Annotated in this window: 9 protein-coding genes; 8 read left to right on the top strand and 1 reads right to left on the bottom strand. The window is 60.5% G+C overall.

The genetic code is table 11. The annotated features are described in order from the left end of the window. Window positions 1-20: 20 nt before the first annotated feature. Complete coding sequence (locus ACSSVH_RS21515) at window positions 21-986, bottom strand: 2-hydroxyacid dehydrogenase (RefSeq protein WP_492633704.1); 966 nt, start codon at window positions 984-986, stop codon at window positions 21-23. Window positions 987-1,070: 84 nt separating this feature from the next. Between ACSSVH_RS21515 and ACSSVH_RS21510 the strand changes: the two genes are divergently transcribed. From ACSSVH_RS21510 to ACSSVH_RS21475, 8 genes are all read left to right on the top strand, one after another. Further along, window positions 1,071-1,700 (top strand): LysE family translocator, encoded by a 630-nt coding sequence (locus ACSSVH_RS21510; RefSeq protein ID WP_169956378.1) that lies wholly within the window; start codon window positions 1,071-1,073, stop codon window positions 1,698-1,700. Window positions 1,701-1,846: 146 nt separating this feature from the next. Continuing rightward, the gene (locus ACSSVH_RS21505) at window positions 1,847-3,529 is read left to right on the top strand and encodes a fatty acid--CoA ligase (protein WP_492633703.1); all 1,683 of its coding nucleotides are present in this window, start codon (window positions 1,847-1,849) and stop codon (window positions 3,527-3,529) included. A gap of 335 nt (window positions 3,530-3,864) precedes the next feature. Next, window positions 3,865-5,736, top strand: coding sequence for a DUF1302 domain-containing protein (locus ACSSVH_RS21500; protein ID WP_170041750.1), 1,872 nt, complete (start codon window positions 3,865-3,867; stop codon window positions 5,734-5,736). Between the two features lie 42 nt (window positions 5,737-5,778). Then, on the top strand, window positions 5,779-7,143 hold the full coding sequence (locus tag ACSSVH_RS21495) for a DUF1329 domain-containing protein (protein WP_169956372.1): 1,365 nt from the start codon (window positions 5,779-5,781) through the stop codon (window positions 7,141-7,143). A 257-nt stretch (window positions 7,144-7,400) separates the two neighbouring features. Then, on the top strand, window positions 7,401-10,139 hold the full coding sequence (locus ACSSVH_RS21490; protein ID WP_492634728.1) for a winged helix-turn-helix domain-containing protein: 2,739 nt from the start codon (window positions 7,401-7,403) through the stop codon (window positions 10,137-10,139). Between the two features lie 72 nt (window positions 10,140-10,211). Next, complete coding sequence (locus ACSSVH_RS21485; protein WP_492633702.1) at window positions 10,212-12,401, top strand: OsmC domain/YcaO domain-containing protein; 2,190 nt, start codon at window positions 10,212-10,214, stop codon at window positions 12,399-12,401. 12 nt (window positions 12,402-12,413) lie between these two features. Then, on the top strand, window positions 12,414-13,058 hold the full coding sequence (locus ACSSVH_RS21480; RefSeq protein ID WP_170056747.1) for an MBL fold metallo-hydrolase: 645 nt from the start codon (window positions 12,414-12,416) through the stop codon (window positions 13,056-13,058). Window positions 13,059-13,224: 166 nt separating this feature from the next. After that, window positions 13,225-13,986: a YiaD family glycine zipper/OmpA-like lipoprotein gene (locus ACSSVH_RS21475; protein WP_029297808.1), complete on the top strand. Its 762-nt coding sequence runs from the start codon at window positions 13,225-13,227 to the stop codon at window positions 13,984-13,986. Window positions 13,987-13,988 lie beyond the last annotated feature (2 nt).

Raw genomic sequence — 13,988 nt, 5'->3', positions numbered from 1 at the left:
TGAAAAAGGAGCGCAGTTTATCAACTGACGACGCGCTGCGGTGCTCCGCTGAAAAAGCCCCGGGCGTTTTCAGTCAATTGGCCGACGATCCGTTGCCGTGCTTCGCGGCTGCCCCAGGCACTGTGTGGCGTGATGATCAGCCGTGGGATGTCGCTGGCCAGCAGCGGGTTGCCGGTGGTCGGCGGTTCGACGCTCAGCACATCGCTGGCCGCCCCGCCCAGATGACCGCCGCGCAAGGCGTCTGCCAGGGCCTGTTCATCGATCAGGCCGCCGCGCGCAGTGTTGACCACGAACGCGCCCGGCTTGAGCAGCGCCAACTCACGGGCCCCGATAACGTGGCGCGTGTGTTCGTTGAGTGGGCAATGCAGGGTCAGCGCATCGATCTGCGGCAGCAGTTCGTCCAGCGGCACCCGGTCTGCACGGGCCGGGCGGCCGGGGATAGCGCCCAGTAGCACGCGCATGCCAAACGCTTGGGCCAGGCGCGCGACGGCGCCGCCCAACTCGCCATGGCCCAGCAAGCCCAGGGTTTTGCCTTCCAGCTCGACAATCGGGTAATCCAGCAGGCAGAACTGCTTGGCTTGCTGCCACAGGCCGGCGTCGACGTCTTTTTGATAGTCCTTCAGGCGTGTGGCGAGGTTGAGCAGCAGCATGATCGTGTGTTGCGCCACCGATGGCGTGCCGTAACCCTGGCAGTTACTAACGGTAATGCCCCGGGCGCGGGCAGCGGCCAGGTCGACGTTGTTGGTGCCGGTAGCAGCGATCAGGATCAGCTTCAGCTCGGGGCAGGCGGCCAGAGTCTGGGCGTTGAGCAGGATCTTGTTACTGATCGCTACCTGGGCACCTTGCAGGCGTTCGACCACCTGATCGGCCGAGGTCTGCTCACACAGCTGCAAGTCGCTGAACGTCTCGCGCAATTCGCTGAGGTCGAGGTCTCCCTGGTCCAGGGAAGGATGATCAAGGAAGACGGCGCGGCGATTGTTCGTCATCAACTGTACCTTTTGCGACAGAGTTCGAAGGCGTAATCTGCCGAGCCTACCAGATGAAATAATCAGTTACTTCTTGGAGTGTGCATGTACCTCACCGAGTTTTTGACCGTGGCGTTGATTCACCTGCTGGCCGTGGCCAGTCCCGGGCCGGACTTTGCCGTGGTGGTACGCGAGAGCGTGACCCATGGCCGGCGCGCCGGTACCTGGACGGCGCTGGGCGTCGGCTCGGCGATTTTTCTTCACGTTGGCTACTCGCTGCTTGGTATCGGCTTGATCGTGTCCCAGTCCATCGTGCTGTTCAACGCCTTGAAATGGGCGGCGGCGGCCTACCTGTTGTACATCGGCTTCAAAGCCCTGCGGGCGCAGCCGGCCAAGCCTGCCGGTGCAGAAGAGCTGCACCGTGAAGTGGGCGAGCGCAGCGCTCGCGGCGCCTTTACCTCGGGCTTTGTGACCAATGGCCTGAACCCCAAGGCCACGCTGTTTTTCCTGTCGCTGTTCACCGTGGTGATCAACCCCCACACGCCGCTGGCGATCCAGGCCGGTTATGGCCTGTACCTGGCGGTAGCCACCGCCCTGTGGTTCTGCATGGTGGCCATGTTGTTCAGCCAGCAGCGCGTGCGCGCAGGCTTTGCGCGCATGGGCCACTGGTTTGATCGGAGCATGGGCGTGGTGCTGATTGCCATCGGTGTGAAAGTGGCTTTCACCGACCGCTGAGTGCGTCATTCGTGAATGAATGCTGGCGCAAAGCTAGCATTCATCCGATTCTGCAAATCATTCCTTCGGCTGATTTGGCCGGCGTGCAAGGTCTCTACAGTGCAAATCCTTTAGCCAAGACCGTGCAGTCATAAAAAGGGATTCGTATGTTGCAGACTCGTGTTATCCCGCCCGCCGAAGGCGCGTACCAATACCCGCTGTTGATCAAACGCCTGTTGATGTCGGGCGCCCGCTACGAGAAAACCCGGGAAATCGTCTACCGCGACAAACTGCGCTACACCTACCCAACCCTGACCGAACGTGTCGCCCGCCTGGCCAATGTGCTGACCGCAGCGGGAGTCAAGGCCGGTGATACCGTGGCCGTGATGGACTGGGACAGCCACCGTTACCTGGAGTGCATGTTCGCCATCCCGATGATTGGTGCGGTGATTCACACCATCAACGTGCGCCTGTCGCCAGAGCAGATCCTGTACACGATGAACCACGCCGAAGACCGCTTTGTGCTGGTCAACAGCGAGTTCGTCGGCCTGTACCAGGCCATTGCCGGGCAGTTGACCACCGTCGACAAGACCCTGTTGCTGACCGATGGCGACGAAAAAACTGCTGACCTGCCCAATCTGGTAGGCGAGTACGAAACCCTGCTGGCCGCTGCCAGTACCCAGTACACCTTCGAGGACTTCGACGAGCACTCGGTGGCCACCACTTTCTATACCACTGGCACCACCGGTAACCCCAAGGGTGTGTATTTCACCCACCGCCAACTGGTGCTGCACACCATCGGCGTGGCGACCATCATGGGCAGCGTCGACAGTGTGCGCCTGCTCGGCACCAACGATGTGTACATGCCGATCACGCCGATGTTCCACGTGCATGCCTGGGGCTTGCCGTATGTGGCGACCATGCTCGGGCTGAAGCAGGTCTATCCCGGCCGCTACGATCCGGAATACCTGGTGGAGTTGTGGCGCAAGGAAAAGGTCACGTTCTCCCATTGCGTGCCGACCATCCTGCAGATGCTGCTCAACGCCAAGGCCGCCCAGGGTGTGGATTTTGGCGGCTGGAAGATCGTCATCGGCGGCAGTGCCCTCAACCGTTCGCTGTACGAAGCGGCCAAGGCCCGTGGTATCCAGCTGACGGCGGCCTACGGCATGTCCGAGACCGGACCGCTGGTGTCCTGTGCCCACCTCAATGAAGAACTGATGGCCGGCAGCGAAGACGAACGCACCACCTACCGGATCAAGGCCGGTGTGCCGGGGCCGCTGGTGGACGCCGCGATCATCGACGGCAACGGTAACTTCCTGCCGGCCGATGGCGAGTCCCAGGGCGAGCTGGTGCTGCGCGCGCCATGGCTCAGCGAAGGCTATTTCAACGAGCCGCACAAAGGCGCCGAGCTTTGGGAAGGCGGCTGGATGCACACCGGCGACGTGGCCACCCTTGATGCCTTCGGCGTGATCGATATTCGCGACCGTATCAAGGACGTGATCAAGACCGGCGGCGAGTGGATCTCGTCCCTGGCGCTGGAAGACCTGGTCAGCCGTCACCCGGCGGTACGCGAAGTAGCGGTGGTCGGGATTGCCGACCCGCAGTGGGGCGAGCGCCCGTTTGCCCTGCTGGTGGTGCGCGAAGGCCACGGGATTGGCGCGCGCGAACTCAAGGAGCACCTCAAGCCGTATGTCGAGCAGGGCCACCTGAGCAAGTGGGCGATTCCAAGTCAGATTGCCATTGTTACGGAAATTCCCAAGACCAGCGTCGGCAAGCTGGACAAGAAGCGTATCCGGATCGACATCATCGAATGGCAGGCCAATAACAGCACCTTCCTCTCCACGCTCTGACCCCTCCTGCCGTGCCCGCCCGGGCACGGCAATGCTCTATTACAGGCCTTCGCCTTGTTATTTGCGTAATTTGAGCCATTCTCTTTCGCGTCAGCCCTCGCTGACATGGCGAAAGGGCTGTCGCAGACGGGTTGGTGATGCAAATCACACTTTAGAGGGATCAAGCGCTACCCCCTGCTGGCTATAGTCCCTCCCAGAGTTTTTCAAGGATGCGGCGCTGCGGTCCTGGGTGGTCCGGCGGCAGTCTGGCATTGGAATCGTTGTATTCCGGCCGTTACAAGCGTGTTTGAAAAGGCTCACTGCCATAACAATAAAATGCACATGGAGTAGCGTCGATGACCTCAGTAAATCAGTTCTGGCGCCGGGCGAGATTGCCCCTGGCGGTCAGTCTTGCCTCGACCCTCGCCGGGCCCGCATTCGGCGTCAGTTTCAACATTGGTGAGGTCGAAGGCAGCTTCGACTCGTCCCTGTCGGTGGGGGCCAGTTGGGGCACGTCCAAGCCCAACAAGGACCTGATCGGTGCCAACAACGGCGGCAGGGGGCTGTCGCAGACCTCCGATGACGGCCACTTGAACTTCAAGCGTGGGGAGACGTTCTCGAAGATCTTCAAGGGTATCCATGACCTGGAACTGAAGTACGGCGATACCGGTGTGTTTGTGCGTGGCAAGTATTGGTATGACTTTGAACTCAAGGACGAAAGCCGCGAGTTCAAGGACATCAGCGACCACAATCGCAAAGAGGGCGCCAAGTCTTCTGGCGGGCAGATCCTCGATGCGTTCATCTACCACAACTATTCCATTGCCGATGCCCCGGGTTCGGTGCGTTTTGGCAAGCAAGTCGTGAGCTGGGGTGAAAGTACCTTCATCGGTGGCGGTATCAACTCCATCAACCCGATCGACGTGTCTGCGTTCCGTCGTCCGGGTGCCGAGATCAAGGAAGGCCTGATTCCGGTCAACATGTTCTACGTGTCGCAATCGTTGACCGATAACCTGTCGGCGGAAGCGTTCTATCAGTTGGAGTGGGACCAGACGGTTACCGACAACTGTGGGACTTTTTTCTCGCAGCCGGATGTTATTTCCGATGGTTGCAACGACAACCTGCGGGTGCTGAACAAGCGTTCGCAATTCCCGGCAACAGCGATCCCGTTCCTGACGTCCCAAGGGGTCGACATGAACGAAGAGGGTGTGAAAGTCGCCCGTGGACCTGACCGCGATGCACGTGACAGTGGGCAGTTCGGTTTTGCGTTTCACTACAACTTTGAACCGCTGGATACCGAGTTCGGTGCGTACTTCATGAACTATCACAGCCGTGCGCCGATTTTCAGTGGCCAGGGCGCCTCCCAGCGCGTGTTCAACCTTGCCAATAACCTTCCAGCCCCGTTGGCCGGCCTGGCGCCGGTTATTGTCGCGGGTAATTCCAACTATTTTGTTGAATACCCGGAAGACATTCGCCTCTACGGTTTGAGTTTCTCCACCACCTTGCCTACGGGCACGGCGTGGAGTGGTGAGTTGAGCTACCGTCCGAATGCGCCTGTACAACTCAACACCACGGATATCCTGTTTGCAGGTGTTACTGGGGTTAATGGGTATAACAACGCCTCGGTACTCAAGGGGCAGCCTGGGCAGGACTTGCATGGCTATCGCCGCAAAGAAGTCAGCCAATTCCAAACTACCTTTACGCACTTCTTCGATCAGGTCATGGGGGCAAGCCGCCTGACGACCGTGGGTGAGATTGGTGTGACGCATGTCGGGGGGCTTGAGAGTAAGTCTGACGCGCGTTATGGGCGTGACCCGGTGTTTGGGCCAGGCAGCTTGCCCGGCGGTTTCTGTAACCGTCTCAATGCTTCGACCTCCGCTGGTGCCGGGCTGGGTGGCAGTACTGCCGGCTTGAACACCAATTGCAACCAGGACGGCTACACCACCGCCACTTCCTGGGGTTACCGCGCCCGTGCGATCTGGGAATACCCGGACGTCTTCGCCGGTGTCAACCTCAAGCCAAGCGTGGCCTGGTCCCATGACGTCAAAGGTTACTCGCCAGGCCCTGGCGGCAACTTTGAAGAGGGCCGCAAGGCCGTCAGCCTGGGTGTGGATGCTGAATACCAGAACACCTACACCGTCAGCCTGAACTACACCAACTTCTTTGGTGGCGACTTCAGCACGGTGGATGACCGCGATTTTGTCGCCTTGAGCGCCGGCGTGAACTTCTAAGCACACTCTTTAAGCAGTCAGTATTTTCAGGAAGACCAGAACATGAAAATAACCAAAAGTCTGTTGCACGTGGGTGTGCTGGGACTGTCGATCATGGCCAGCAGCGTCATGGCGGCGGTCTCGGCGGATGAAGCCGCCAAGCTGGGCACCACATTGACCCCGATGGGCGCGGAAATGGCCGGCAACGCTGCCGGCACCATCCCGGCCTGGAAAGCCCTGCCGACCAACGCCGGCGCCGTGGATGCCAAAGGCTTCCTGGCCAACCCGTATGCCAGCGAGCAGCCGCAGTTCACCATCACCGCGCAGAACGTCGAGCAGTACAAAGACAAGCTGGCCCCGGGGCAGTACGCGATGTTCAAGCGCTACCCCGAAACCTTCAAGATGCCGGTGTACACCACCCATCGCGGCGCCACCGTGCCGCCGGAAGTGTTCGCCGCCATCAAGAAAAACGCCACCAGCACCAACCTGGTAGGTGGCGGCAACGGCCTGGAAAACTTCGAGACCGCGATTCCGTTCCCGATCCCGAAAAGCGGGGTCGAGGTGATCTGGAACCACATCACCCGTTATCGCGGCGGCAGCGTCACGCGCCTGGTGACCCAGGCCACGCCACAGGCCAACGGCTCGTACAGCCTGGTGTACTTCCAGGATCAGTTCGTGTTCCGCGACAAGATGAAGGACTACGACCCGAAAAACCCGGGCAACATCCTGTTCTACTTCAAGCAGCAAGTGACCGCCCCGGCGCGCCTGGCCGGTGGTGTATTGCTGGTGCACGAGACCCTGGACCAGGTGAAGGAACCGCGCGCGGCGTGGGTCTACAACGCCGGCCAGCGCCGTGTGCGCCGGGCGCCGCAAGTGTCCTATGACGGGCCGGGTACCGCTGCCGATGGCCTGCGTACCTCCGACAACCTCGACATGTACAACGGTGCGCCGGATCGCTACGACTGGAAGCTCGAAGGCAAGAAGGAAATCTACATCGCGTCCAACAGCTACAAGCTCGACGATCCGAAGCTCAAGTACTCCGACATCATCAAGGCCGGGCACATCAACCAGGACCTGGCACGCTATGAACTGCGCCGCGTCTGGCACGTGGTCGCAACCCTGAAGGAGGGCCAGCGCCATATCTACGCCAAACGTGACTTCTACATCGATGAAGACACCTGGCAAGCGGCGGTGATCGACCACTACGACGGTCGTGGCCAGCTGTGGCGCGTGGCTGAAGCCCATGGCGAGAACTACTACGACAAGCAAGTGCCGTGGTACGCCCTGGAAACCCTCTACGACCTGCAGTCCGGCCGCTACCTGGCACTGGGCATGAAGAACGAAGAGAAAAAGGCCTATGACTTCGGCTTCACCGCCACCACCAAAGACTTCACCCCGGCGGCCCTGCGCCAGGACGGTGTTCGCTAACGTGCAGTAAACACGTTGGCCTCTGTAGGAGCTGGCTTGCCAGCGATGGCATCACCTCGGTCTATCTGACATACCGAGGCGATGCCATCGCAGGCAAGCCAGCTCCTACATTTGTTTGGGGGGGCTGAACATGGCTGGTTATTTCTTGTTGTAGTCTTTTTCAGACAAATGTTGCAAAGATCTACAAAGCGACGGGTTTTAACGCTAGTCTGCGGACATCTGCAATGCCGACCACAGCCTACTACAAGAGCCCGGCGATGATTGATCTGTCCCAAATCCAAGGGCCTGCCAGTGCGGTAATCCCCACGCTGGAAGGGCGCTTCTATCGACCCCCACTGCCTGATGGCTATGTGCTGCGCCCACGCCTTTGCGAGCGCCTGAGCGCGGGCCTGGAGGGCCGTTTATTGCTGGTTAGCGCGCCAGCCGGGTTCGGCAAGAGCTCGCTGGCGGTGGAGTTCTGCCAAAGCCTGCCGGATCACTGGCAAAGCCTGTGGCTGGGCCTCAGTGCGCGGGATAGTGATCCGGGGCGTTTCCTTGAACGCCTGCTGGAGGGTCTGCAACAGTATTTCCCGCAGGTAGGCAGCCAGGCCCTGGGCCTGCTGAAAATGCGTCAGCGCCACCAGCCGTTTGCCTTTGAAGAATGGCTCGATGGCTTGCTCGACGAATTGACCGTCCATCTATCCACACGCACGCCGTTATTACTGGTGCTGGATGACTACCACCTGGCCCAGGGGCCGGTGCTGGATCGCTGCCTGCAATTTTTCCTCAATCATTTGCCTGATGGCTTGTTGGTGCTGGTCACCAGCCGCCAGCGTCCCGACTGGCATTTGGCGCGGTTGCGTTTGTCCCGGCATTTGCTGGAGTTGCATGAGCAAGACCTGCGCCTGACCAACGACGAATCCCTGGCCTTGCTTGACCGCCACAGCAGTTCGTTGCGCGGTGAGGCACTGGACAACCTGATCCGCCGCAGCGAAGGCTGGGTGGCCGGCCTGCGCTTCTGGTTGCTGGCGGCCGCCGAAGCCGGCAGCGAGGCCAACCTGCCCCAAGGCCTGCATGGTGGCGAAGGGCTGATCCGTGACTATCTGCTGGAAGAGGTGATCGATTGTCTGCCGCCGGAAGTCCAGGCGTTCTTATACGACACCGCCTCCCAGGAGCGTTTTTGCAGCGAGCTTTGCGATGCGGTGCGCGAGGCCCATGACAGCGCGGAAATCCTGCGTTACCTGCAAGCTCATCAGGTATTCCTGGTACCGCTGGACGAACAGGGTCACTGGTACCGCTATCACCACTTGTTTTCCGACTTGCTGCGTACCCGGTGCTCGCCGAATGCGATGCTGCCAGCCGCCAGCCTGCACTTGCGCGCCTGTCGCTGGTTCAATGCCCAGGGCTTGCTCGATGAAGCCGTGGAACAGGCCCTGCGCGCCGGACATCTGGATGTAGCGGCGAACCTGGTGCAGAACCTGTCTGAAGAGCAACTGCTGGCTGAACAGAATGTCGGCATGCTCCTACGCTGGAAGATGGACTTGCCTGACAGTCTGTTGATCAGCACGCCCCGCTTGATCGTGCTCTACAGCTGGGCGCTGGGGCTGGCCTGTCAGTTGGACGCCGCAGAAGAACTGTCCAGCCATCTCAGCCGCTTCCTACCGGCACCGTCGGCCACGGCGCAGAAGTCGATGCTCGCCCAGTGGCTGGCCCTCAGTGGCATCATTGCCCGTGGGCGCGGCAACCGCGAGCTGACCCAGCTGTATTGCAGCGAAGCCCTGGAAAGCCTGCCGCTCAAGCGTTACGGCCAGCGCTTGATGTGCCTTTCGACCCTGTCGAACCTGGCCATCGTCGACGCCGACCTGTGGCGCGCACGCGGCTTGAATCGCGACTCCCTGGAGCTGGCGCAACGTGTCGGCAACCCGCTGTTCGAGGCCCTGGCCCATTACGATCGGGCACGGGTGCTGCAGGCGCGCGGGGAAATCCTGCGCTCCCTGGACGAGGTGCGCGAGGGCCTGCAACGCTTGCAGGGCCTGGCGCCCCAGCGCCTGTATGCGGTGCGTGCGCGCCTGTCGCTGTACGAAGGGTTCCTGCTGCTGATGCGTTGCCAGCCCGAAGCCGGGCTGTTGCGCCTGCGTGCCGGGTTAGCCGAGGCTCGCGCCTGCCGGGATATCAGCGTGTTGATCGGCCACTGTGTCATCGCCAACCTCGAGGGGCGCCGTGGCGATTTCCCCAAGGCTTTTGCCGAGCTGGCCGAAGCCGAGCGGCTGATGCATATCTGGGATGTGCCGCCGATTTACTACCTGGCCATGATCACATTGATCAAATGCGAGTTGTGGCTGGCCCAGGGCCGTACGGACCTGGCCGATGCCTGGCTGGCGCGGCTGGGGCAAACCTACAACGGCGACCAGGCTGCCGCCGCCCCGGAGTTTCATCCACATCTGCCGCAACATATCGAATTGCAGCAGGCGGCCCTGGATGCCATTCGTGGCCAAACCGAAAACGCCCTGCGCCGGCTCGATGTACTCGCCCGGCAAGCTGAAGGCAAAGGCCAGCAGATGATCGCAGTGATGGCCCTGAACCAGTATGTGCTGTTGTTGCTGGATGACGGTCAGGCTGCATCGGCCCGCCCGGTTTTTGCCCGCGCCCTGCAAGTGGCGAGCGGCGGTGCGTTGCAACCCTTCCAACGTTTGCTGGAACGTTATCCGGACTGGATGCGTGAGCAACTGGGCCACGCGCCGAATGACCTGCTGCGGCAAAGCTTGTGGGCCTTGCTGCCGGTAGTTGCCCTGCGCGAGCCGATCGAAATCACCCACACCGGCGAAACCTTGAGCGCCCGTGAGCTGGCGGTGCTGCAGTTGATCGCCCAAGGGTGTTCCAACCAGGAAATCAGCAACCAGCTGTTTATCTCGCTGCACACCGTCAAGACCCACGCCAGCCATATCAACAGCAAACTGGGAGTGGAACGCCGTACCCAGGCCGTCGCGCGGGCGCAGGAGATGGGGTTGTTGGGGTAAGGGGGAGACTTGCGCCGCAAAAGCCGGATAATGGCGGCCAATTCGTTTGCTCCGCTATTCTGGTAATCCCGCATGGAAATCAAGGTCAATTTTCTCGACAACCTCCGGCTTGAAGCCAAGTTCGACGACTTCACCGTGGTGGCCGACCAGCCGATTCGCTACAAGGGCGATGGCTCGGCCCCCGGTCCGTTCGACTACTTCCTGGCTTCGTCGGCGTTGTGTGCGGCTTACTTTGTGAAGTTGTACTGCAGCACGCGCAATATCCCCACGGACAATATCCGCCTGTCGCAGAACAATATTGTCGACCCGGAAAACCGCTACAACCAGATCTTCAAGATTCAAGTCGAGTTGCCTGCCGATATTTCCGATAAGGATCGCCAGGGCATCCTGCGCTCCATCGACCGCTGTACGGTAAAGAAAGTGGTACAGGCCGGGCCTGAGTTTGTCATCGAAGAGGTAGAAAACCTCGACGCCGACGCCCAGGCGTTGCTGATGCCGGCTTCTGCGTCAGACGCGGGTACCTATATTGCGGGCAAGGACCTGCCGCTGGAGCAGACCATCGCCAACATGTCGGCCATTCTGGCGGGCCTGGGCATGAAGATTGAAATCGCTTCGTGGCGCAATATCGTGCCCAATGTCTGGTCGCTGCATATCCGCGATGCCCATTCGCCGATGTGCTTTACCAACGGCAAGGGCGCGACCAAGGAAGGCGCACTGGCGTCGGCGTTGGGCGAGTTTATCGAGCGCCTGAACTGCAACTTCTTCTACAACGATCAATTCTGGGGCGAAGACATCGCCAACGCGGCGTTTGTGCACTACCCGGACGAGCGCTGGTTCAAGCCGGGCCGCAAAGACGCGCTGCCGACTGAAATTCTCGATGAGTACTGCCTGAAGATCTACAACCGCGATGGCGAGTTGCGCGGTTCGCACCTGATCGACACCAACTCCGGCAATGAAGAGCGTGGCATCGTCTCACTGCCGTTTGTGCGCCAGTCTGATGGCGAGGTGGTGTATTTTCCCTCCAACCTCATCGAAAACCTGTACCTGAGCAACGGCATGAGTGCCGGTAATACCCTGGCCGAGGCGCAGGTGCAGTGCCTGTCGGAGATCTTCGAGCGCGCGGTAAAGCGCGAAATCATCGAAGGTGAATTTGCCCTGCCGGATGTACCGGCCGACGTGCTGGCCAAATACCCAAGCATCCTCGCCGGTATCCAGGCCCTCGAAGAGCAGGGCTTCCCAGTGCTGGTCAAGGATGCGTCCCTGGGCGGCGAGTTCCCGGTGATGTGCGTGACCCTGATGAACCCGCGCACCGGCGGCGTATTTGCCTCGTTTGGTGCCCACCCAAGCCTGGAAGTGGCGCTGGAGCGCAGCCTGACCGAGTTGCTCCAGGGCCGTAGTTTCGAAGGTTTGAACGACTTGCCGCAGCCGACCTTTGAGGGGCATGCGGTGACCGAGCCGAACAACTTTGTCGAACACTTCATCGACTCCAGCGGCGTGGTGTCGTGGCGTTTCTTCAGTGCCAAATCCGATTACGCGTTCGTGGAGTGGGATTTCTCCGGCCAGGGCGAAGACTCCAACGCCGAGGAGGCTGCCACCCTGTTCGGCATTCTCGAAGGCATGGGCAAGCAGGTCTACATGGCGGTGTACGAGCATATCGGCGCCAAGGCTTGCCGGATCCTGGTACCGGACTATTCGGAAATCTATCCGGTGGACGACCTGATCTGGGATAACACCAACAAGGCGCTGTTCTTCCGCGCCGATATCCTGAACCTGCACAGCCTGGATGAAGAGGGCCTGCAAGCGCTGGTCGAGCGCCTGGTGGAAAGCGAACTGGATGACTACACCGATATCACCACCCTGATCGGCATCGAGTTCGACGACAACACCGCCTGGGGCCAGTTGACGATCCTGGAGCTGAAGCTGCTGATCTATCTCGCCTTGCAGCAGTTTGAAGAGGCGAAGGAAGCGGTGGAGATGTTCCTGCAGTACAACGACAACACCGTCGAACGCGGCCTGTTCTACCAGGCGGTGAATGCAGTGCTGGAGATGCAGTTGGACGAGGATTTGGAACTGCAAGACTACGAGGCCAATTTCCGCCGGATGTTTGGCAACGAGCGCATGGACGCCGCCATTGGTTCGGTGGATGGCAGCGTGCGCTTTTATGGCCTGACCCCAACCAGTATGAAACTGGAAGGGCTGGACCGGCACCTGCGGTTGATCGACAGCTACAAAAAACTGCACGCGGCACGCGCCAACAGCTAGAAGGGACTCCTTATGCAAATCACAACTCCTGGACTGATCCGTGAAACCTTCCCCGTCGGCCCGTTGCAGTGCAACTGCACGATCATCGGTGACCCGATCAGCAAGAAGGCCATCGTGGTCGATCCGGGCGGCAACCATGAGCTGATCCTGGCACGCCTCGACGCACTGGGCTTGAAGGTGGTGAGCATCATCCACACCCATGCGCACCTGGATCATTTCCTGGCCTCCGGCCAGTTGAAAGAAAAGACCGGCGCCACGCTGCACCTGCACAAGGAGGATCAGTTCCTGTGGGATAACCTCGAAATGCAGTGCCAGATGTTCGGTGTGCCCTACACCCCGGTGCCGTCGCCGGATCGCTGGCTGGCCGATGATGAAGAGCTGGCCTGTGGCTGCGGCGTCGCCTTGCACACGCCTGGGCATACGCCGGGCTCGATGAGTTTCTGGTTTGCCGATGCCAAGCTGCTGATCGCCGGCGATACCTTGTTCCGGCGCGGGGTAGGGCGCACGGATTTGTGGGGCGGCGACCAGGCGACCATCGTGCGGTCGATCAAGCAGCGGCTTTATACCCTGGACGAAGGGGCGACCGTGGTGACCGGGCATGGCCCGGATACGCGCCTGGGGGATGAAATGCGCGAAAATCCGTTTGTCAGGGCCTGACAGCGCGAGGCTCTGCTAGGGTTTAGGTGAGCGTGCCGGCGTTTATCTTTTGTCACAGGTGCGCGGCGGAGTACGGAATTTTTACCGTTTGTCGCGTTCCAAACTCGGCACAGGTCCATTGCCAATGTCCTCTGCATCACAGAATGCAAAAGTAGGAGCTTCCTTCATGTTCACTTCGCGTCGTCTGCTTGTTGTTGCTACCGCGGTAGCCCTATTGTCGGGCTGTGCTTCCCCTAACCCTTACGATGGCAGCCAGGGACAGGCGGACAACGGTTCGCAAGGCATGAGCAAAACCGCCAAATACGGCGGCCTCGGCGCGCTGGCGGGTGCGTTGGCCGGTGCAGCCATTGACCATAACAACCGTGGCAAAGGCGCGCTGATCGGCGCAGCGGTAGCCGGTATCGGCGCTGCGGGTTATGGCTATTACGCTGACCAGCAGGAAAAGAAACTGCGTGAAAGCATGGCCAACACCGGCGTCGAGGTGCAGCGCCAGGGTGACCAGATCAAGCTGATCATGCCGGGCAACATCACGTTTGCGACCAACTCCGATGCTATCGCCAGCAGCTTCTACACCCCGCTGAACAACCTGGCTGGGTCACTCAAGCAGTTCAACCAGAACACCATCCAGATCGTCGGCTACACCGACAGCACCGGCAGCCGCCAACTGAACATGGACCTGTCCCAGCGTCGTGCGCAAAGCGTGGCCAATTACCTGACGTCCCAAGGTGTCAGCCCGACCAACCTGACCACCCGTGGTGCCGGCCCGGATAACCCGATTGCCAGCAACGCCGACGTCAACGGTCGTGCGCAGAACCGTCGCGTGGAGGTCAACCTCGGCCCGATCCCCGGCCAGCAGTATGGCCAGCCTGCGCAGCAACAGCAGCAGAACAACCAGTTCCAAGGCAATCCGTACCAGCAGTACCAGTAACC

The organism is Pseudomonas sp. HC1(2025) (assembly GCF_058742075.1).
The sequence above is the reverse complement of the archived record's forward strand: the minus strand, read 5'-3'. Positions and strand labels throughout refer to the sequence as shown.

Coding starts and splice junctions, on each gene's coding strand:
- ACSSVH_RS21515 (WP_492633704.1), bottom strand. CDS start 986: ATGACGAACAATCGCCGCGCCGTCTTCCTTGATCATCCTTCCCTGGAC.
- ACSSVH_RS21510 (WP_169956378.1), top strand. CDS start 1,071: ATGTACCTCACCGAGTTTTTGACCGTGGCGTTGATTCACCTGCTGGCC.
- ACSSVH_RS21505 (WP_492633703.1), top strand. CDS start 1,847: ATGTTGCAGACTCGTGTTATCCCGCCCGCCGAAGGCGCGTACCAATAC.
- ACSSVH_RS21500 (WP_170041750.1), top strand. CDS start 3,865: ATGACCTCAGTAAATCAGTTCTGGCGCCGGGCGAGATTGCCCCTGGCG.
- ACSSVH_RS21495 (WP_169956372.1), top strand. CDS start 5,779: ATGAAAATAACCAAAAGTCTGTTGCACGTGGGTGTGCTGGGACTGTCG.
- ACSSVH_RS21490 (WP_492634728.1), top strand. CDS start 7,401: ATGATTGATCTGTCCCAAATCCAAGGGCCTGCCAGTGCGGTAATCCCC.
- ACSSVH_RS21485 (WP_492633702.1), top strand. CDS start 10,212: ATGGAAATCAAGGTCAATTTTCTCGACAACCTCCGGCTTGAAGCCAAG.
- ACSSVH_RS21480 (WP_170056747.1), top strand. CDS start 12,414: ATGCAAATCACAACTCCTGGACTGATCCGTGAAACCTTCCCCGTCGGC.
- ACSSVH_RS21475 (WP_029297808.1), top strand. CDS start 13,225: ATGTTCACTTCGCGTCGTCTGCTTGTTGTTGCTACCGCGGTAGCCCTA.